General features: G+C 69.5%; 19 protein-coding genes, 2 tRNA genes and 1 pseudogene. 6 read left to right on the top strand and 16 right to left on the bottom strand.

Features of this window, described 5'->3' with window-relative positions:
- Positions 1-273: 273 nt before the first annotated feature.
- From ACTIDRAF_RS0217725 to ACTIDRAF_RS33920, 7 genes are all read right to left on the bottom strand, one after another.
- Positions 274-552 (bottom strand): hypothetical protein, encoded by a 279-nt coding sequence (locus ACTIDRAF_RS0217725; RefSeq protein WP_016700065.1) that lies wholly within the window; start codon positions 550-552, stop codon positions 274-276.
- Complete coding sequence (locus ACTIDRAF_RS34535) at positions 549-1,139, bottom strand: hypothetical protein (protein WP_211215370.1); 591 nt, start codon at positions 1,137-1,139, stop codon at positions 549-551. The genes ACTIDRAF_RS0217725 and ACTIDRAF_RS34535 overlap by 4 nt, the downstream gene beginning before the upstream one ends.
- A 15-nt stretch (positions 1,140-1,154) precedes the next feature.
- Positions 1,155-1,742 (bottom strand): GNAT family N-acetyltransferase, encoded by a 588-nt coding sequence (locus ACTIDRAF_RS0217720; RefSeq protein ID WP_016700064.1) that lies wholly within the window; start codon positions 1,740-1,742, stop codon positions 1,155-1,157.
- Complete coding sequence (locus tag ACTIDRAF_RS35600) at positions 1,739-2,215, bottom strand: lasso peptide biosynthesis B2 protein (protein WP_052168878.1); 477 nt, start codon at positions 2,213-2,215, stop codon at positions 1,739-1,741. The genes ACTIDRAF_RS0217720 and ACTIDRAF_RS35600 overlap by 4 nt, the downstream gene beginning before the upstream one ends.
- Before the next feature lie 245 nt (positions 2,216-2,460).
- Positions 2,461-4,089 carry an albusnodin/ikarugamycin family macrolactam cyclase gene (locus ACTIDRAF_RS29555; RefSeq protein WP_083886434.1) on the bottom strand — a complete coding sequence of 543 codons (1,629 nt, stop codon included), beginning with the start codon at positions 4,087-4,089 and terminating at the stop codon, positions 2,461-2,463.
- A gap of 65 nt (positions 4,090-4,154) precedes the next feature.
- On the bottom strand, positions 4,155-4,274 hold the full coding sequence (locus ACTIDRAF_RS33925) for an albusnodin family lasso peptide (RefSeq protein ID WP_016700062.1): 120 nt from the start codon (positions 4,272-4,274) through the stop codon (positions 4,155-4,157).
- A 587-nt stretch (positions 4,275-4,861) separates the two neighbouring features.
- Positions 4,862-5,140, bottom strand: a complete 279-nt coding sequence (locus ACTIDRAF_RS33920; RefSeq protein ID WP_157163106.1) for a hypothetical protein — start codon at positions 5,138-5,140, stop codon at positions 4,862-4,864.
- A gap of 414 nt (positions 5,141-5,554) precedes the next feature.
- Between ACTIDRAF_RS33920 and ACTIDRAF_RS0217705 the strand changes: the two genes are divergently transcribed.
- Both ACTIDRAF_RS0217705 and ACTIDRAF_RS0217700 read left to right on the top strand, forming a co-directional pair.
- Entirely contained in the window at positions 5,555-6,409 is an 855-nt protein-coding gene (locus ACTIDRAF_RS0217705; RefSeq protein ID WP_026066220.1) for a helix-turn-helix domain-containing protein, read from the top strand.
- A gap of 12 nt (positions 6,410-6,421) precedes the next feature.
- Positions 6,422-6,628 (top strand): DUF397 domain-containing protein, encoded by a 207-nt coding sequence (locus tag ACTIDRAF_RS0217700; protein WP_016700060.1) that lies wholly within the window; start codon positions 6,422-6,424, stop codon positions 6,626-6,628.
- 184 nt (positions 6,629-6,812) lie between these two features.
- Here the strand turns inward: ACTIDRAF_RS0217700 and ACTIDRAF_RS0217695 are convergent, their stop codons facing one another.
- The gene (locus ACTIDRAF_RS0217695; RefSeq protein ID WP_157163105.1) at positions 6,813-7,145 is read right to left on the bottom strand and encodes a hypothetical protein; all 333 of its coding nucleotides are present in this window, start codon (positions 7,143-7,145) and stop codon (positions 6,813-6,815) included.
- 382 nt (positions 7,146-7,527) lie between these two features.
- Here ACTIDRAF_RS0217695 and ACTIDRAF_RS35395 point away from each other — a divergent pair, with 382 nt between their 5' ends.
- Positions 7,528-7,650, top strand: a complete 123-nt coding sequence (locus ACTIDRAF_RS35395; RefSeq protein WP_016700058.1) for a hypothetical protein — start codon at positions 7,528-7,530, stop codon at positions 7,648-7,650.
- A 102-nt stretch (positions 7,651-7,752) separates the two neighbouring features.
- Here the strand turns inward: ACTIDRAF_RS35395 and ACTIDRAF_RS35595 are convergent.
- Positions 7,753-8,645: pseudogene (locus tag ACTIDRAF_RS35595) on the bottom strand (tyrosine-type recombinase/integrase).
- 158 nt (positions 8,646-8,803) lie between these two features.
- Between ACTIDRAF_RS35595 and ACTIDRAF_RS0217680 the strand changes: the two are divergent.
- Positions 8,804-8,890 (top strand) — tRNA-Ser (locus ACTIDRAF_RS0217680).
- 397 nt (positions 8,891-9,287) lie between these two features.
- Here the strand turns inward: ACTIDRAF_RS0217680 and ACTIDRAF_RS29545 are convergent.
- The 7 genes from ACTIDRAF_RS29545 to ACTIDRAF_RS0217640 form a co-directional block, all read right to left on the bottom strand.
- Positions 9,288-12,053 (bottom strand): endonuclease/exonuclease/phosphatase family protein, encoded by a 2,766-nt coding sequence (locus ACTIDRAF_RS29545; protein WP_016700057.1) that lies wholly within the window; start codon positions 12,051-12,053, stop codon positions 9,288-9,290.
- 305 nt (positions 12,054-12,358) lie between these two features.
- Positions 12,359-13,006 (bottom strand): hypothetical protein, encoded by a 648-nt coding sequence (locus ACTIDRAF_RS32085; protein ID WP_016700056.1) that lies wholly within the window; start codon positions 13,004-13,006, stop codon positions 12,359-12,361.
- Positions 13,007-13,587: 581 nt separating this feature from the next.
- Positions 13,588-13,677 (bottom strand) — tRNA-Ser (locus ACTIDRAF_RS0217665).
- Positions 13,678-13,791: 114 nt separating this feature from the next.
- The gene (locus ACTIDRAF_RS0217660; RefSeq protein WP_052168879.1) at positions 13,792-14,388 is read right to left on the bottom strand and encodes an RNA polymerase sigma factor; all 597 of its coding nucleotides are present in this window, start codon (positions 14,386-14,388) and stop codon (positions 13,792-13,794) included.
- Between the two features lie 222 nt (positions 14,389-14,610).
- The gene (locus tag ACTIDRAF_RS0217655) at positions 14,611-14,823 is read right to left on the bottom strand and encodes a CsbD family protein (protein ID WP_016700054.1); all 213 of its coding nucleotides are present in this window, start codon (positions 14,821-14,823) and stop codon (positions 14,611-14,613) included.
- 163 nt (positions 14,824-14,986) lie between these two features.
- Positions 14,987-15,472 carry a tRNA adenosine(34) deaminase TadA gene (gene tadA / locus ACTIDRAF_RS0217645; protein ID WP_026066218.1) on the bottom strand — a complete coding sequence of 162 codons (486 nt, stop codon included), beginning with the start codon at positions 15,470-15,472 and terminating at the stop codon, positions 14,987-14,989.
- Complete coding sequence (locus ACTIDRAF_RS0217640; protein WP_016700051.1) at positions 15,462-15,953, bottom strand: tRNA adenosine deaminase-associated protein; 492 nt, start codon at positions 15,951-15,953, stop codon at positions 15,462-15,464. The genes tadA and ACTIDRAF_RS0217640 overlap by 11 nt, the downstream gene beginning before the upstream one ends.
- A gap of 65 nt (positions 15,954-16,018) precedes the next feature.
- Between ACTIDRAF_RS0217640 and ACTIDRAF_RS0217635 the strand changes: the two genes are divergently transcribed.
- Positions 16,019-17,011 carry a prephenate dehydrogenase gene (locus ACTIDRAF_RS0217635; protein WP_016700050.1) on the top strand — a complete coding sequence of 331 codons (993 nt, stop codon included), beginning with the start codon at positions 16,019-16,021 and terminating at the stop codon, positions 17,009-17,011.
- 135 nt (positions 17,012-17,146) lie between these two features.
- Positions 17,147-18,346 (top strand): thiolase family protein, encoded by a 1,200-nt coding sequence (locus ACTIDRAF_RS0217630; RefSeq protein ID WP_016700049.1) that lies wholly within the window; start codon positions 17,147-17,149, stop codon positions 18,344-18,346.
- The last annotated feature ends 67 nt before the right edge of the window (positions 18,347-18,413 follow it).

Here is an 18,413-nt window from a genome sequence, read left to right as displayed (position 1 = left end):
GCGGAGGATTCGCCTAGCGGCCTAGGGCGCACGATTGGAAATAGTGTCCCGCCCAGCGCTGTACTAGTTTCCCATTTTCCCTGGTCAGTGTCAATCACAATGTTGGCAATAGTGTTCCCAGGCCCGGAAGCCTCAGATCTCCACCCCCGGCCGACAGGACCCCCTTCTTTCCCGATGCAAGGAACGGCAAGGTCGATGTGCCGCCGTCATGCCACGGTGAAAGTCAGCCTGGGAAGCAACTAGCCAGCCCCTACTGGACCTCGGCGGCGCACATCAGTAGTCCTGCACACTTTCCCAACTGGCGGAGACCGAGTTTCCGCCGACAGCTCGCACCGCCTCCAGCGCGGCTTCCTTGACCAGAGCAACCGCACCGGTCGGCTCATCAGCCCGGGCGGCTGCCACAAAATGCACTTCGCGCGCCTCAACGTCCACATGAGGTGATTGGTCGTGAACGGTTGCGTCCTCCATAAAATGATCGCACACACTATCGAACCAATCAAAGTCGAATTCATCACTCATCACACAGGCGAAGTCGACATAGAAAGATCTCACAAAAACTCCTCACCCCAACATGGGAAGTTCTCGAATACATTACGAAGGTTGCGCTCATAATTCGGATTGGACGGCGTCAGATGAATGGTTTTACCATGCCTTCCACACGGGCACCGAAGTTGGTAGTAATTGGTCTTCGAGGCCCACCACCCGCGCTTTTCGGCCGCGCGAATAACCGCCTCCAGCTCCTTCCTGGGGTGCCGTGGGCGACGGCGCCGGGCGGCTGCCAGCTCCTCGGCACTTCGCACGTTCCGTCGAGCCACGGACGACTCCCGAGAGCGAGCCGGGTTCGTTGGTGACGGACGGCGGACCTGCGCCCCACCTCCTACGACCTTGCTGACGTAGGACCTCAGCTGGGTGGCGACCTCCGCGCAAACCTGCGCGATGCGCACCATGAGCTCCCACGCCGCCGCCAACATGCCCACTGCCTGATGCACTTGCACGTCGGCACTGCCCGCTAGCGAAGTCGTCAGCACCCCGTAGGCCCGCCCTACCGCGTCCCCGGCAAGTAGCGTCCACTCACGAGCTTCTTCCACCTCGATGAGCGCCTTCTCCACCTCGCCCACCAGTTCCTCGACCGAGGACAACGATCCCCCTTCTTCCTACCGGACTGCCTCGAACTGCTTCCGCACGAGAGACGGGCCCGCGAAGTCCTCCGGTATCGCGTCCATGTGGACCTCGTTCACCGTCTCTCCCAACCATTGCGCCGAGTTGCGCCGCAACCCTTGCCGTTTGAATCCCGCCTTCTCGTAAGCGCGAATCGCGATCGCGTTGCTCTCGATGACGGTCAGGTGCACACAACGAAGGTTCGTGACGTGGAAGGCGTAATCCAACACGAGGCGGGACGCCTCCGAGCCGACCCCCCGGCCCCGCGATTCCCTCGCGCCGAGTGAGATGACGTACTCTGCCGTTCGACGCATTGAGTCAATATGGAGCACGGCGATTCCAACCGGAATCTCCACCTGGCCGTCGATTGAGTATATGGTGAAGTGTATTCGGTGCGACGATGATCGGCTATAGCTTTCGTAAAGAATGTCCCGCGTCGTCTCGAACGTCTGCGGAGTTTGCCGATTATAACCGACGATGGTAGGAATCTCCTGTTCCCAACGCCAGTAGGTCTCCATGAGATCGGGCCTGATGGGGCCGATAGCCGCCACGTTGGATCGCATCCACAACAATGCCTCGGTCACACTTCCACCTCCGAGCTGGGGATCTTCATCAACGCAACGCATCGTCGGGTCGAGGGCGGTTCCGCGACGGGGACGCCGGAACACGTCTCCACCCACGCGTGCACGCGAAGTGGGTCGGCCGACGCTCCGTGGCACCACCGAGCGATCAGACCGGCTTGTCCGAGAATCACCACGGCGGCGACGGAGTTCTCCAGGCAGGCGATCCTCATGGGAAGCCAGAGTCCCGCACGGCGAACCGCGTTCACGGCTGCGCTGATCTCACCCTCGGTCGCTGCCCGTCGCCCACCTTGAGCCGCTCGCTCGACCATGCGCATGAGATTCAGCATGGGGGACCGTCCCCGTCGGGCCGCGAGGACTTGGAGCAGCACGACGGCGGCCAGTGTCGCACGTCGTACTCGCCCTCCGGGGAAGGGCGAGAAGCCGAAGGGAAGGTCCTCCTGGCCCCAGACCGGTTCCCACTCGGGGCCCTTCATGGGGGCGGGCCAGCGGTGGAGCTGTCGCGGTTCATGGAGCACGCCAGCCTTCCGAAGGTGTGAGACCAGGCTTCCCAACTCCTTCGGTAGTTCCAGGGAAGAGCTTGAATCTTCGGCCCCCGCTGCGGCTGACCACCACCGCGCGGCACGCCCCGTCAGGACGCGGACACCGCCGTCCCTGCAGTCGACCAACAGGACAGCTGAGCCGAAGTCGGCAGCACGAATCCAGGGCATAGGCCGCAACTTCACGAGGCACCACCGCTTTCACACCAGGTAGCGAGCGGATCACGATGGTGTGCCCTGAACCACACCTCCGTGGCGATCGCCGTCTCGACGCTGTGCAGGTGCGATCCACTTCCTGCTGACGCGTAGGCCAAGTCCCGCCGAAACACTCCCAGGTCCACCAGACCGAGAGCATGGAGGTGACCGTCCATCATCTGCGCGAGTTCGTGTGCGGCGGCACGAAGGCCCCCGAAGTGGGACGGGGTGCTGTCCCCCTTCGTCGTGCGTGCCCGCAGTGAGTCGGGCAGCAGGTCGGTTACCGAGGCCTTCAGCAGGGCCTTGTAGCTCGACGGGCCGGGAAGGTCCGGAATGGGGGTCGCGTGGTACGCGTCGATGACGCGGGAGTCGCAGTAGGGATTGTGGAGGTCGACGGCGAAACGAGCGGCGATTTCGACATCGGCCCGAGCTGTCCGGCCGGTCCTAGTGATCGCGTCGATCATCGCTCGTCGCGTTGGACTGGAGGTGGCGAACAATCTGGGCGGCGGCAGACCGTTGCTCGGTGTTTGGGGCCGCAACCAGGCTGGCGGGGTAGTGCGCTTCTGCCGCTGCGACGCGAATGCGTCCCGAAGAGGCCTCGCACGGACGGAGGACCACCGCGCCGCTTCCCGTAGTGCACGCACCGGATGGAAGCGAAGCAACTCCCCCACCTGGGACTTCGGTGTGATCAGCAGGGCGTCTCCTCCATCGCCCGTCAGGTGGCGGCGGCTCCGCAAAACGGTTCGCAGGTAGAGCATCTGGTAGGCGAAGAAGCCGTAGGTCACGGTCGACGGTGCCGGCTCATCGGTGACTGGAACCAGGTCGAGGTACCGGTAGGGCAGGTGGGCTCGCGTAACCGGCACCCACTCCTGCTCGACGAGTTGGCCAACGTCCCGGGCGTAGTCGAGGTCACCACCAACCGCCACACCCGCCGGATGCATCGTGACGCCGACACACGAACCCGCGCCGAGGAGAGCGAGGGTGGACGAGTCGAGCCCCCCTGACAGGTCCGTGGTCAGCCGGGCGCCGTCAGCCCGACACTCGACGGCTCGTTCAAGCTCTCGCCTGAGCCGGGACGCGTGGCACCCGTCGGCGATACGCGGCCGCCACACCGCCCGTGACCGGACCGTCTTTCCCTGGATCGTCACCTTCCTTCCCGGGAGCAGCCGGTTCACGCGCGAGAACCAGGATCGATCGACAACGGCGCGGCCCGTGAGGTGATCCACCACGTGCTCCAGGTTCACCTGACCGCCGTGAAGACCGGAGAGAAGACGAGCGCTGGTGGACCAGTAGATCGTCCCCTCGACAGTGGTTGTGTAGACAGGACATGCCCACCCGATATCGGTCCACACCGTAGTCTCGGTTCCGCGCAATCTCACGACAATGTAGCTACCGGACCATCGCCAAGCGATGTCATCAGGAACGCTTGACAGCCCAGCTACCTCATCGTCGCAAGCACCACAAAATCCGACCACTAAAAGTAGATAGTCTTTCCGGGGGAAAACACGAACTCGCGAGATTCCTACCCCTGACACCCAAACATTGTTGACTCCGTCAACGATAGCCCTCGCCGACAACGGCTTCAATGCTTCCCTACTGCTTCCACCTATCCACATATTTTCCCCTCGGATATGGGAAAGCCGGCGCGACAGTGGTGAACCATCGCGCCGGCCATGACGGGTCAGTTGTAGATGTTGCGCTTGTTCTCCGACCGATCGAAGCCCTCACCCTCGGTGAGGTCGACCACGTCTCCCAGGACGAACAGCTCGTCCGGAACCTGCTCGGGTTGGATCTGGTCCATCTTCCTTCTCCCTTCATGGAGGAAATAGGACCTGGCGGTCGGGGAGGCAAGGGTCCGGCCGCCAGGTCCCTGTCGGCCCACCACCCAGTTACGGGGGGAGGTGGTGGGCCATTCCGCCCGAGCGGGGGCGCGGGCGGAACTTTCACGGCCGACTCAGGGTCGACCGATTCCCGAGGAGATCGCATGAATCAAGCAGCTCTGGCATGGCTGACCGCCGAGCCTGGATATGAAGACAGCATTCGCCGAGAGCACGGCACCACACAGCGGTTTCGGATCGTACTCGTCAACGTCCTCGCCGAGAGAGCAGACGTGCACCACCTGGGAGGCCGCGCCGTTACCCGCACTGTCGAGGCACAGGGCAATCCTGGTATCCGGAAGGTTCTGAGGCTGTTCACCGGAGACAAGAGCCAGGCAACGATCACAGCGGTGTGGTGCGAGAAGTCCTACCGCGAGGTCGCCCTGCATCACTCGGCGACCGCACGCCGCCGTCGCGACACCTTGGGACTTGCTGGCGGCGGTTGTCACGGCGTGTTCCTCTCCCCTGAATCCGACCTCGGGTGGAGTCACGATCCAGACCCAGCTCGCAGTCACAACGCCCACGCGTCCTGGTCGACCGTTGGCCAGATGGGTGTGGTCTCCCAGGGCACGAAGGGCCGTGGGGCCGGGTGCCATGACGACGCGGCGTTGACCTCGCGGCGAGGAGCAGGACGGGTGTCCGACCTGAGACCCGCCGCGAGGTCGATGGTGTAGCTCGCGGCGGGGGCCGTTCGTCGTGCTGGCGTCTTGGTGTTCACCGCCGGACTGAGGAGCCAGACGGCCATGCTCAGAGCCAGCAGAAGGCTTCCCCACAGAACCACGTTCATCATGTCCCCTCCGATTCGCCAGGGTGAGATGCGGGGTCGCCACCCGAACTGGGGTGTTCAGCGGCGACCCCGCTGGCAGAGGCGAAATACGCGCTTCCCAGCCAAGAGCGCGCATCCAGCCCCGTCGCGAACCCGGGCTCCTGGCATCCCGGCCGCGCCAAACGCTTCTGAGAACGCTGGACGACGAGTGGGAACGACGGCGTCACTGTCGCTCACGCGGTAGCGGTCCCGTCCAGCTCAGCGTCGTCGGATAGCTCCGACGCCTCCCCCTTTGCCATCCTGCAAGCTAAGTTGGTTTTCAACTTGGGTTGCGACTTAGAGTACAAGGCGAAACTCAGCTTGCCACTACTCCTAACGGGTTAACTACAAATCGACACGTACAGTGATCAACCCACCGGCGATGGAAGGATCGGCCAGATGAAGCACCCGAAACGACCACCTGGTCCTCAGGTTCTGCGGCTACAACTCGGACGGCGGTTGCGCGCCCTACGCGAAGCTGCCGGCTTCAGCAGCCAGGAGGAGATCAGCGTCGCCGTCGGCTGGAGCGCGGCGAAGATCAGCCGCGTGGAGTCCGGACACGGGACATTGACCCAAGCAGAACTGGAACATCTCCTCGCAACGTTGGAGACCCCGCCCGCGGAAGCACAGGTGATCGAGCGTTTAGCACGGGATGCGCGCAAGCGGGGGAACTACGGGAAGGTCTCCGACTGGGCGCGCGCCTACGTGGGCATGGAGGCTGACGCCGACGAGCTGCGAATCTGCTACACAGGGCTCGTACCCGGCCCCCTCCAGACCGCCGCTTACGCGGCGGCGGTCCTGAACACCTCGGTCAACGTCGCACCGGCCGACGCACCTCGCCTTGTTCAAGCACGTGTTGAACGCTACGAACGCCTGGTGCAAGGCCCTGGAGACACCGACCTCCACGTGATCCTGGGCGAGGAGGTCATTCGGCGGCAGGTGGGCGGCCGTCGCGTGATGAAGGAGCAGCTCGAACTTCTGAGAGACGCAGCCGCCCGCGACAACGTCACCCTCCAGCTGCTCCCTTTCGAGGCGGGGGAGCACGCTGCGCTCGACACGAGCTTCACGCTGGTGTACCTGCACGACGTCGGCGCAAGCTATGTCTACCTCGAAGACTTGACGAGCTCCACGTTCCTCGACCGCGATCCGCACCTGCGCGTGTACGAAGTCATCTTCCGCCGTCTCCAGATCACTGCGTTGAGTGAGCGTGCAACACTTGACCTGCTCGACCGAGCGATCCACGACCTGGACTGAGGAGGAAGCCTGATGACCGTGTCGGTCAGCGGGGCCTCTTGGCGCAAGAGTTCGTACAGCGGCGGCGGAAGCGCCAACTGCGTGGAGGTGTGCACCTCCACGAACGGCGACTCCCGGGGCTTGCGCGACAGCAAGAACCCCGGCCCCGTTCTGCTCGTGGGCGCCGAACCCTTTGCCTACTTTCTGGCGGCCGTCAAGGATGGGCGCATTACACGCTGAAGCGACCCAAGGAGGCAGCATACGCTGCCTCCTACATTCCGCCTGGGTAGTTGCGTGTCCCCAGGGGCAGAGGCCCTACGGGTCGGTGTCGCCGAGCCTGACCACGAGCGTTCGCTACCCCTTCGGCACTCACCGCAAGAGGACACACAGGCCGTCGGTCGACAGCAGTTGAACCATGCACACCTCACTGACGCTGGTCGTTCTCGTCTCGGCGGCGCCACCTCACCGTCAGCCTCACCTCGTCACTCTCCTCGACGCCCCGGGAAGCGGCTAGCTCCTCCACTGCCCGCAACGCGTCCTTCGAGGGAAGGGGCGTGCCTGTCGTCGCCGCGAGGCGTCGAAGCACTGACTGCCACCGTTCGATGGCCTCGGCGATGATGACCTCGTCCGGCACGGCCGACAGGTCAATCTCGACCTCGTGCGCATCCTCAGCACGCAACGTCCGAAGGATCCCGGCGGCGTCGCTCCGCCCCACCGCATCTAGCTCGGCCGGGGACACCCGCACCGCCCACGCCATTCGCGCGAGGGTCGCCGCAGGGGCGCGCACCCCGATGGACGCGCCGGACTTGCGACCCAGCACGATCTGCCGCCACCGCGCTTCGCTGATGCCAGCGGAGCGCGCGGCTCGCACCCTGGAGAGCCCGAGACGGCCCCTTGCTGAGGGGGAACCCTGGGGAGTGTGGGGAGGCATGACCTCAGCCGAGAGGGAGGCTCTGAGCCTTGCCAGGGGCACCGGGCCTCTTCGTATCCTGCCTCCCCACGGGACGAACGTGCGTTACACGAAGCACAGCTGCAAGTGCCATGCGTGTCGATCGGCACACACCGCCTACGAGCGCCTACGCCTCAGGCGGATGAGGTCGGGTCGGTAGGCGGGCACTTCGCAGGGCGAGGTTCATGAAGTGCGCCTTGCGGAGTGCCCGCACCCGCTGTTCTCGTTCGGTCTCGTCGAGCGCTCCGTCGGGGTCAACTTCTCGCGCGAACCGTGCTTCGGCGGCTGCCCGCGCAGCGGCGGTGCGGGCTGAGCGGTCAGAGGTCCGCGCCCAGGATGCATGTGCTGCCGCCCGGGCTCGTAGGGTGCGCTGTTCTGGCGTCATGCCATCAGCGCACCCTACGGATGTCACCCGTCAGTCGAGCGACTTGTCCACCAGGCTCAGTCGGGACTGCTCGGCAAGCGCTCGTTGCTGCTGGGCGATACGTCCGTAGTGCCGCAGCATCTTGCGTGACGTCCAGCCCGCGATCGCCATCAGGCCCGTTTCGCTTCCCCCAGCCTCCTGCCATCGGTGGCTGAAGTCGTGCCGGAACCGATGCGCGTGCAGCGGGCTCGTGAGACCGGCCTGCCGGCCACGACGCGACAGCATTCGCTTGATCCCGTCAGCCTTCAGCGGCTGTGCCTGTCGGGAGGAAAGCCACAGCTGGGGGACGTTGTCAGCCCCGTCCTGGTGCCTTCGCTTCCGCAGGTAGCGGTTCATCGCGAGCCCTGCTGTGTTCCCGAAGCCAACAACCCGGATTCGCTTGCCCTTGCCGATGATGCGGAACTGGCGCGTCGTGTGTCCACCTCGTCGACCCGGAGCTGTGCCATCTCTGAGACACGGATACCGGTATCCATGAAGAGCAGGATCAAGGCGGTGTCCCGGAGGTCGAGAAGGCTGCGGCCCGAGCAGGTCGACAGCACGGCGGCGTGCTCCTCATCCGTGAGCACTGGCGTCAGCTTGTCCGGGACGTTGGGCGGCTCGGTCTCGTCGAAGGGGTTGACCCTCACCTGGTTTCGCCGCTTGAGCCACGTCATGAAGACACGGAGGTTCCGGTAGTGATGCGCCCCGTTGGCCGGGGACGTGGCCTCGATGATGTCGGCGATGAAGTCGTCAACGTGGTGGGAACCGACCTCCCACGCTCCCACCTCCGGCTCGTTGTCGTCGATCCACCTGGCCCACCTTGCGGTGGTGTACAGGTAGCCACGTTCGGTGTGCTCGGAGAGCGCCTTCGCGCGGATCGCCTTCCGGAACCTTTCGGCGAGCATGGTCCACTCCGCTGCGGCTGATGCACTGGCTGACTGCATGTAACAGACCCTCTGATCGTGTTGTCTCCAAGCGCTGTGCTCGACACCTCCAACCAGCCATCCGAGCAGCTCAGGACCCGTTTTGGCTGCTAGGAACCCCTTCGTGTATGCTCTGCGGCGGAGGATTCGCCTAGCGGCCTAGGGCGCACGATTGGAAATCGTGTTGGGGCTCAAACCCCTCACGGGTTCAAATCCCGTATCCTCCGCTCCAGGAAGAAACCCCCGGTCACCCGGGGGTTTCTTCGTGTTCGGGGGGCCTCGTGGCCCGCTTCGCGGTGCACCGCCTCCCACCGCAGCCCGCTCGCCCGGCCGGCTCGCCGTCACGGGGCCGGCTCGGGTGGCTCACCGCCCGGCCTCCGGGACGGTGGGGCCGCTCCCGTCACGTCCGCCCGCGCGGAGCCCCGCCGTTCGCCGGCGGGCGCATCCGTCGCCCCCACGCGTGCCCGGCGAACGGCGACGGGTCGCCCGGTCGCGTCCGCGTGGGTGCCCCGCGCGCACCCGGCCCTGGTCGTCGCACGATCCACACCGCTACCGGGACGAGGCGTCGGCGTCGCCCGTCCGGCCCGGAACCGGGCGATCCGCCGGTTCCGGGCCTGGTCGTGGTCAGCTCGTCGTCCCGGTCCCTTCGGAGTCCGGGGAGTTCGCCTCGCCGCGCTTGCGGCGGGCGAAGTAGGCGGCGGCCCCGCCCACGGCGAGCAGGATGACCGCGCCGGTCACCAGCGGGAGCACTCCGCCGAGGCCGGTGCGCGCGAGATCCTCGCCGGCCGCCCCCGGCGGACCCACGTCCCGGTGGTCCCCCGCCCCGCCACCGGGTTGCTCGGACCGCTCGGGCGACCCGGTGTCGCCGCCCTCACCCGGCGGGCGTCCACCGCCGTAGTACTTCGCGTCCTCGGCCTCGTCCACCGCCGGGTCGCCGCTCAGCGGGCGGAACGCCACGACCTGCGGGTCGTGGTCGCTGGCCTGGTCGGCGAACTCGGCGTTGACGCGGACCGGCTGGTAGTCGGCGCGGTGTGCCAGCGCCCCGGCCACCAGGATGTGGTCCAGGGACTGGGAGTTCCCGTCGAACACGTACCCGTAGCGTTCGGTGGGCGGCAGGTCCAACATCGGGTTGTGCAGGCGCCCGCCCTGCGTGAGGGTCGTCAGGACCGGGGAGAACTGGAAGTCGTTGAGGTCCCCCACCACCAGCAGGTTCGCCGAGGGGTCCTCGGCGTACAGCGCGTCGCTGAACTGGCGGACCACCGCCGCCTGCTCCAACCGCTGGATCTCGGAGGTGCGGTTCGGCGGCTGGTACCGGCCGTGCAGCGACTGGTCCCCACCCTTGGAGTTGAAGTGGTTGGCGACCACGAACACGTCCCGGTCCTCGAAGCGGAACTGCCCGACCAGCGGCTTGCGGCTGTTGTCCCAGGCCGGGCTGTCCGGAGCGATCCGGCCTGGCGAGACGGAAAGCCGGGCGCCGCCATCGCCGTCGGACTCGACGCGGACGGCCGTGGTGGCATCCCCACCGGGGGCGTCCACAAAGGACACCCGCGCCGGGTTGAACAGGAAGGCGTTGCGGATGTTCCCGCCGGGTTGGCCACCGTCCTCCTTGTCCTCGGGGTTGATCTGCCGCCACTCGTAGGACGGGCCGCCGGCGGCGCGGATGGCGTCGACGAACTGGTCGAGGGTCTGGTCGGCGTCCACGACGCCGTCGTCCGTGGGCCCGCTGTTGTCCTGGATCTCCTCCAACGCCACGATGTCCGGGCCGTCCAGGTACTCGGCGACCCCGGTGGCGAGCCGGTCGAACTTCGCCTGGTCGTCGGCCGGGGACAGGTTCTCCACGTTGTAGGTCGCGACCGTCAGCTCCCAGTCCCGCGCCGGACGCACCGCGTCTCGCGTGAGCCCGTTGTCGACGTGCTCACCCAGCGTGGTGGCCCTGATCAGGTAGCCGCCGTACTGGGAGTACCAGAGCGGCCCCTGGGTCGTCCCACGCAGTTCGTCCCCGACGTTGGCGATGGGGAACGGCCGTTCCGAGAAGGGGATGAGCGACTCGATCTTGAGCCGACCGGTGTTGGAGTCGCCGTACCCCTGGTACACCGTCCCGCCCCTGGCACTGCGGTTCTGGGCCGGCTTGGTCGTCACCCACAGCGCGTTGTAGGCGTCGGTTGGGCCGACCACCGGCGCGTCGTCGACGCGCAGCAGCATGCCCTCACGGGAGGCGTAGTAGTCGAGGGCGTAGCGCTCGGGGTCCAGCTCCAGGTCCTCGATGCTGCCCCCGGAGGCGTCGGGAGCGAGCGCGGTCGGCACGGTGCTCGGCGTGACCAGCTCGGCCTCCGGCAGGTCGTTGCCGCTGGAGACGACCTCCCAGGAGGCGCGCTCCAGTTGGGTGAGCGACTGGTTGGCGCTGGACGCGCCACCCTGCCTGTACTGCACGACGGTCCCGCTGACCAGGACCTCGTCGCCGACAGCCAGGTCCGGGGTGCGGTCGGAGGTGAAGACGAAGAGCGCCTCGCTCGTCCGGGGGTCGCCGTCGGGCTCGGGGTCCTGGAACCAGAACCCCCGGGGGGAGCCGAAGGCGTTCACCGCCGTCACGATCCCGGGGACCCCGCTGACCTGGCTTCCGGTGTGCGGGGAGATCCTCGTGGGGCCCTGGATGTCGTGGATGCGCAGCTCCCCGGGCTCCCCTGGTTCGCCCGGCGGGTTCCCCGGTTCCCCGGGCTCCCCGGGGGTCTCCCCCGAGGAGTTCACCGGGTTCGGCTCACCGGCGGTGAAGTCGGCCGCGTTGTCCCGGGTGTCGGTGAGGTCGGCGTCCCTGGCCACCGACCGGGTGTTGCTCGCCCCGCGCGCCGGCTCGCCGTTGCGGACGACCGCGTCGCCGTAACCGACGAGGTCCACGATGCGGGTGTCGGCGGCGCAGTCCGCCAGGGTGAGGCAGTCGAGCCTGTCGGTGCCGTTCACGAGGGCGATGGTGCCGGCGGTGGCGGACATCGCGATGTTCCCGCGCACGTCGGGGGTGGGAAGTTCGACGGAGCCGGCGTTCCCCCGGGCCTGGCTCACGAGGAAGTGGCCGCCGGCCGGGATCTCCCCGGTGAGCGGCGTGTACTGCCACTGGCTGGTGGGGCGGGGGCTACCGGGCAGGTACTGGACGGACCAGCCCTCCAGCGTGACCGGGTGGTCGCCGGGGTTGCCGAGTTCGACGAAGTCGGTGGTGAGTGTCGCGCCGGAGTTGCCGCCGCCGCCGTACACCTCGGAGATCAGCGCGCTGGCGGCGGCCGGTTCCTCGGCCGCGCGCGCGGGGGGTTCGGTCGGCAGCGTGGCCAGCCCCGCCCCGGCGACGAGCGCCGTGAGCGCGGCCGCCGCGCGTCTCGGCGCCGGTAAGGATGGGAAAGTCACTCGTCCTCCAACATCGGATGCGTGTGTGCATCCTCACCCGGGCGAGTTAACTGCGGGAAGACGGCATGCGAAGGTCGTTGGCGGGTCGAGACCAGCGGCTGGACGGAACCGGCCCTCGAGGACGGAGGCGTCGGTGGATCTCCGCTGCTTCCGGAGGGGACGGACGGTGGGCCGGCCGGCACCGGACAGCCCGGGCGGCCCGGAGGCGATGTGGGCGACGGGCGAGGCCAGCCGGAGATCAGCGCGCGCATGGTGCGGTGGTCGCGCGGCCGTGCCGGCCTGTCGGGGTGGACGTGCGGGGGCGGTCAGAAGCGGGCCACGACCTGGTTGTCCTGGACGAGGACCTCGCAGTCGACCGGCCCGGCTCCCGGCCCCGCCGGCAGGGCGATCGTGAGTTCCACTGTCCCGTGGGACGCGTCGTTGACCACCACGCCCCGCACCCACGGCAACTCGTACCCCCTGGGCCCGAGGGTGCCGGTCACCGGGGCGGCGACGTAGACGTGCAGGAACTGCGTCCGCCCGTCGGCCGCCATGCCGGGTACGGGCTCCGCCGAGCCGCCCCACAGCGGTGGTTCCGTGTCGAGCTGGTGTCCGATGACCTCGGGCACGACCGCCCGGAACGCGAGTACGACCTGGTCGCAGCCGTTCTCACTGACGACCTGGAACTCGTGGGTGCCCGGTACCTCGACCAGGGGCGCCGGCTGGGCGTCGCAGCCGGCTGCGGGCGCTCCGGCCGCGGGTGGAGCGCCGGCCGAACCGTTCGCCGCCGGGCCGGTGGGGTCCGGCACCTCGGCCGGGGTGGTGGGGTGCGATGTGGACTCGACACCGTCGGGCGTCGTGGTCTCCGTCGTGGGCGCGGATCCCGGTGGCGGCGGGGTGTCCTCCTCCGCTCCGCAGGAGACGACCAGCAGGCCGGACAGGACGAGCACGGTCAGACCGCGGGTGACGGACATCGACGTCCACCTCACTTCGGTGCACTCACGACCGGCGCGCCCGCGGTGCCGGTGTCCGGTGTGGTCCGGTCGGACTCCACCGCCAGCACCGGTACCGGCCCGCCCGCACGCGGCCGTTCGCCTTCGGAACGCCCAGGTGCCATGGAGGCACGGCATTCACCTGGTGCCGGGCCGCCGCCGTGCCCTTCCGGTGACGAGCCTCGCCTCGGTCGCTCTTGCGTGCAGCCTTCCACCTCTCCCGGTCACGGGCATACCGCCCAACAGGTGGCCGACGGCCCCCACCAGGTGATTCCGGCTGCGCCCGGCCAGGAGCCGGCGGTGGGGGCGGGCGCGCGGGGATCGAGCGGTTCGGAGGTCGGCTCACGAGCCTCCCCGGCGAGGACGGCGGGAACCGGGCGAGGGGCCGCCGGGCGGCCGTGCCCCCGGCCGCGGTGGCCGGACACGGGCCAGGGAGCCGGGGCCGCTCGTTCCCCTGCACCGGGGCGCCGGAGGGCGCGGCCGGGAGGACACCTGGAGGCGAACAGCGCCTCCAGACGCGGAACGCCGGCCCACCTCGGGTGGTGGGCCGGCGTTCTCGGCGCTGGCGGTAGCGGTGGGATTCGAACCCACGGTGGGCTTGCACCCACACACGCTTTCGAGGCGTGCTCCTTAGGCCGCTCGGACACGCTACCGCGACGAAGGATAGCTGACGGTCGCTCCCGTCCGAACGACCCCCCTCCCCTGGCGGGCGGCGGGCCACCCCGCGACCCCGCACGGCCGGAGGAGCACGGCGCACCGGAGGCGGATCAACGCCAGGCGCGCATGACGGCGGCCAGCCGCGTCCTGGCCCGGGCGAGGCGTCCTCGGACGGCCTGCTCGGACGCACCGACCACGGCGGCGATCTCGGCGTGCGGCACCCCACCCACCTCGGCCATCAGCCAGACCGCCCGCTGCGGCGAGGGGAGGGTCTCCACCGCCCGGTAGAGCGCGTCGACCCCTGCCGAGGCGGTCGCGGCCCGTTCGGGGTGGAACCGCCCGTCCACCTGGGCGGTGGCGATGGCGGTGGTCCCGGACTCGGGGATGGTGGCCAGCGGATCGGTGCGCCGGTCCCGCCGCTTGCGGAGGATCGCGAGGCACTGCCGGTGCGCGATGCGGAACAGCCAGGTGCGCACCGCTCCCGGGTCGGCCAGCTCGCCCACCCGGCACCAGACCGTGGCGAAGACGTCCTGCGTGACGTCCTCCGCCTCACCCCGGTCACCCAGCATCCGGAGTGCCAGCCGGGACACGCGGCCGGAGTAGCGCCGCACCAGGATCTCGAAGGCGTCGGCGTCCCGACCCGCGATGCGAAGCGCCAGGGCGGCGTCCTCGATCTCGTCGGTACGTTCGTTCCACGCCTCGGTCATCCACACCCCCGCAGACGATGGCGCCCAGCCGGGCCCTCCTCGTTCGCCGCCCACAGCGCCGGGCCCGCGCGCGAGCGATGGGCCCGCCCCTCAGGGGACGGGCCCATCGTGGCAGCGTTTCCGTGGATCCGCCGCGTGAGCGGGTCGGACGGCCGGCTTCGTCGGTCATCGGGCCGTGCCGCACGGCAAGCGGTCAGCCACCGCGCCCACCCCGGGAGGACCTCAGTCGTTGCCGCCGAACTTCTTCTTCACGTCGTCCGCCGCACCGGCCGCGCGGTCCTTGGCGTCCTCCCCGGTCTTCTTCACCTGACCGGACAGTTTGTCCTTCTTGCCGGAGTTCTCCATCTCCTCGCTGTCGGTCGCCCGACCGAGGGCCTCCTTCGCCTTGCCGGCCAGCTCCTGCGCTCCGTGCTTGGCCTTGTCGAAGACGCTCATGGACCTCTCCCTCCTGGAGCCGCTACTCCTCCCGCGAACCGTCGCGGGTGGGGGCGGTCGACTCCCGCTTCCGGGGCACGATGTCGTTCTCCCCGTTCGTGGCGTCGCTCTCTGCCCTGAGGGTGCCCACCGCTCCACCCGTCACACCTAGTTGTTGTCCACGTCACATCTGGTCGCGGTGCTCGCGGAAGAAGTCGTCCAGCAGCCCCGCGCACTCCTCCGCGAGGACCCCGCCAACCACCTCCGTCCGGTGCGGCACCCGCCGGTCCCGCACCACGTCCCACAACGAGCCGACCGCGCCCGTCTTCGGCTCCCACGCGCCGAACACCACCCGCGAGACCCTGGCCAGCACCGCGGCCCCGGCGCACATCGCGCACGGCTCCACGGTGACCCCGAGCGTGCACCCCGTCAGTCGCCACCCGTCGCCCCGCACGGCGGCCGCGCGGCGCAGCGCCAGGACCTCCGCGTGCGCCGTGGGGTCTCCGAGTTCCTCCCTCGCGTTGTGGGCGGTGGCCAGCACCCGACCAGCGGGGTCGAGCACGACCGCCCCGATGGGCACGTCACCGGCTGCCTCCGCGCGGCGGGCCTCGGCCATCGCCGCCCTGACGAGCTCCTCGTCCTCGGGCCTGGTGAAGGGTCTAGGGAACACGGTCGAGGTCGGCCATCACCGCGTCGTACTGCTCGGCGAACCCGCAGCGCTGGGCGATGATCCGCAACTGCTCCTCCGGGTAGCGGTCCTCCTCGACCACCACCACCATCTCGCCGGAGGGCATCCCGAGATCGGCGAGGAGACCGAGATCGCCCTCCGGCCACATCTCGTCGTCGTCCTCGTCGGGCGGCTCGATGCGCAACAGGTCCAGCACGTCCGCCGCGACGTCGTAGTACAGGGCGGCTGCCGAGTCGGAGAGCAGGAGGTCCACCCCGCCCGGGCCGGGTCGCACGATCAGGAAGAACTCGTCGTCGACGTTGAGCATGCCGAAGACCGCCCCCGTCGACCGCGTGGCACGCAGCTCGGTGATGGCCCTGTCCAGATCCGACAGGGCCGCGTCGGACATCCTCCGACACCGCCACTGGCCGTCCTCCCTGAGCACGGCCATCGCCACACCCGAGAGCGGCTCCTCGACCTCCATGCCCCCACGGTATTCCCTCCGGCCCGACACCGTCGCACCGTTCACCTGAACACCCCGTCGGGCCGGTGACCGACAATGACCGGGTGACCCCGATCTGCGTACTCGGCCTGGGACTGATCGGCGGCTCGGTGCTGCGCGCCGCCACCGCCGCCGGACGGCGCTGCTGGGCGGCCACCGCCTCCCCGGTGGACGCCGAGGCCGCGACCTCGGAGGGGGTCGACGTCCGCAGCCCCGAGTCCGCGCTGCGGCGAGCGGCTGACGAGGACGCGCTCGTGGTCGTCGCCGTCCCGCTCACCTCGGTCCCGGAGGTCCTGCGCCTGGTCGACCAGCACGCCGGTCGCTGCCTGCTCACCGACGTGGTCAGCGTCAAGGAGCCGGTGCTGCGAGCGGTCGAGACGCACGCACCGGGAGCGAGGTACGTCGGCGGCCACCCGATGGCGGGCACCGCGTCCTCCGGGTGGCACGCGGGGGACGCCCGCCTCTTCGCCGGGGCGGCCTGGGTGGTCACCACCGACGAGGCGGACCCGGCGGTCTGGGCGGAGGTGGCCGGGCTGGCCCTCGACTGCGGCGCCGAGGTCGTTCCCGCTCCGGCGCGGGAACACGACGCGGCGGTGGCCCGGGTGTCCCACCTGCCCCACCTGCTGGCCGAGGTGCTCTCGGCCGTGGCGGAGGACGGCGGTCCGCTGGCGGCGGCGCTCGCCGCCGGCTCCTTCGCCGACGGCACCAGGGTGGCGGGGACCAGGCCCGCCCTGGTGCGCGCGATGTGCGAGGGGAACCGGGACGCGCTGCTCACGGCGCTCGACGACGCCCTCGGCCGCCTCGGGGTCGCCCGGGGCGCGCTGGCGACCACCGGTTCCCTGCGTGCCGCGGTCGAGGACGGGCACCGGGCCCACCTGCGACGGCAGCGTGCCGGGGAAACCCCGACCGCCGCGTTCGAGCTCCCCCTGGACGGCCCGGGTGCGCTGGACGCGCTCGCGGAGCTCGGCAGGTGCGGGGGCCGCGTCACCGGGCTGGCTGGCGGCGTCGTCAGCGGGCGACGCCCGGCCCCGGCGGACTGAGGCGCGGGACGAGCCGCCGCACGGCCAGTCCCGCCGACACCGGGTCGGTCGTCACCCCGGAGCCGGCGTTCGGGGGTACCGAACGCCTGCGATCGGTCCGCATCCCCACCGCCGGTCGTACGGCACGATAGGCGCATGCGCCGCGCACTCATCCTGGACGCCGCCCGCACCCCCTTCGGCCGCTACCGGGGAGGCCTGTCCCAGGTCCGGGTGGACGACCTCGCAGCCCTGCCCATCCTGGAGCTGCTGCGCAGGCACGGACCGGACGGTTCGGCGGCCCTGGACCCCGCGGCGATCGACGACGTCGTCTACGGCAACACCAACGGGGCCGGGGAGGAGAACCGCGACGTTGCCAGGATGGCCGCTCTCCTGGCCGGCCTGCCGGTGACGGTTCCCGGCGTCACGGTCAACCGGCTCTGCGCCTCGGGCGGCGAGGCCGTGGTCCAGGCCGCGCGGTCCGTCCGCGCGGGGGACGCGGACCTCGTCATCGCCGGCGGCGTCGAGGGGATGAGCCGCGCGCCGTTCGTGATGGCCCGGCCCGACCGGGAACTGCCCGACCGCATGGAGGTCGTGTCGACGGCGTTGGGGTGGCGGTTGGTGAACCCGAGGATGCCCGAGCAGTGGACGTTGGCGCTCGGCGCGGCCGCCGAGCGGGTGGCGTGGGAACTGGGCATCGACCGGGCGCGGCTGGACGAGTTCGCCCTGCGATCCCACCGCAGGGCGGCGGCGGCCTGGGACGCCGGGGTGCACGACGGTTTCGCCTTCGCGGTGCGCACACCCGGTGGTCAGACGGTGCGGCGGGACGAGTCGGTCCGCCCGGAGACGAGCGCGGAGAAGCTGGCCGCGCTGCCACCCGCCTTCTCCCCGGACGGAACCGTCACCGCCGGCAACTCCTCGCCCCTCAACGACGGCGCGGTGGCGATGCTGGTCGGCACCGAGGTGACCGCCGGCGAGCTGGGTGTCACCCCGCTGGGCGAGGTGGTGGGCAGCGAGGTCGCCGCCGTCGACCCGGCCCGGTTCCCCCTGGGCCCCGTACCCGCGATCCAGCGCCTGCTGAAGCGGCTGGACGTCCGCGCGTCCGACGTGTCGTTGTGGGAGATCAACGAGGCCTTCTCCGCCGTCGTGCTGTCCGTGCTCCACGAACTGCCGACCATCGACACCCAGCGGGTCAACGTGCACGGGGGCGCGCTCGCCTACGGGCACCCGCTCGGCGCGTCGATGGCACGCGTGGTGGCCGACCTGTGCCGCCACCTCGGCGCGCGCGGCGGCGGCATCGGCATCGCCGCCGCGTGCGTCGGCGTCGGCCAGGGGCTGGCGCTCGCCGTGCGGGTCTGACCGCACGGGGCCTGGCCGGGCCCCGGAAGCCCCGAGCGGGGGCCGGAGGGCGCACCGGCGGCGGGGC

Source organism: Actinoalloteichus spitiensis RMV-1378, assembly GCF_000239155.1.
GTDB classification, from domain to species: Bacteria; Actinomycetota; Actinomycetes; order Mycobacteriales; family Pseudonocardiaceae; genus Actinoalloteichus_B; species Actinoalloteichus_B spitiensis.
The sequence above is the reverse complement of the archived record's forward strand: the minus strand, read 5'-3'. Positions and strand labels throughout refer to the sequence as shown.

What these genes read in the sequence shown, in the direction of transcription:
- ACTIDRAF_RS0217660 (WP_052168879.1), bottom strand. Translation starts at nt 14,388, where the DNA reads ATGACCGAGGCGTGGAACGAACGTACCGACGAGATCGAGGACGCCGCC.
- ACTIDRAF_RS33920 (WP_157163106.1), bottom strand. Translation starts at nt 5,140, where the DNA reads ATGATGAACGTGGTTCTGTGGGGAAGCCTTCTGCTGGCTCTGAGCATG.
- ACTIDRAF_RS33925 (WP_016700062.1), bottom strand. Translation starts at nt 4,274, where the DNA reads ATGGACCAGATCCAACCCGAGCAGGTTCCGGACGAGCTGTTCGTCCTG.
- ACTIDRAF_RS0217630 (WP_016700049.1), top strand. Translation starts at nt 17,147, where the DNA reads ATGCGCCGCGCACTCATCCTGGACGCCGCCCGCACCCCCTTCGGCCGC.
- ACTIDRAF_RS0217700 (WP_016700060.1), top strand. Translation starts at nt 6,422, where the DNA reads ATGACCGTGTCGGTCAGCGGGGCCTCTTGGCGCAAGAGTTCGTACAGC.
- ACTIDRAF_RS0217640 (WP_016700051.1), bottom strand. Translation starts at nt 15,953, where the DNA reads ATGGAGGTCGAGGAGCCGCTCTCGGGTGTGGCGATGGCCGTGCTCAGG.
- ACTIDRAF_RS0217705 (WP_026066220.1), top strand. Translation starts at nt 5,555, where the DNA reads ATGAAGCACCCGAAACGACCACCTGGTCCTCAGGTTCTGCGGCTACAA.
- ACTIDRAF_RS0217655 (WP_016700054.1), bottom strand. Translation starts at nt 14,823, where the DNA reads ATGAGCGTCTTCGACAAGGCCAAGCACGGAGCGCAGGAGCTGGCCGGC.
- ACTIDRAF_RS29555 (WP_083886434.1), bottom strand. Translation starts at nt 4,089, where the DNA reads ATGTGGATAGGTGGAAGCAGTAGGGAAGCATTGAAGCCGTTGTCGGCG.
- ACTIDRAF_RS35600 (WP_052168878.1), bottom strand. Translation starts at nt 2,215, where the DNA reads ATGAAGGGCCCCGAGTGGGAACCGGTCTGGGGCCAGGAGGACCTTCCC.
- ACTIDRAF_RS32085 (WP_016700056.1), bottom strand. Translation starts at nt 13,006, where the DNA reads ATGTCCGTCACCCGCGGTCTGACCGTGCTCGTCCTGTCCGGCCTGCTG.
- ACTIDRAF_RS0217695 (WP_157163105.1), bottom strand. Translation starts at nt 7,145, where the DNA reads ATGGCGTGGGCGGTGCGGGTGTCCCCGGCCGAGCTAGATGCGGTGGGG.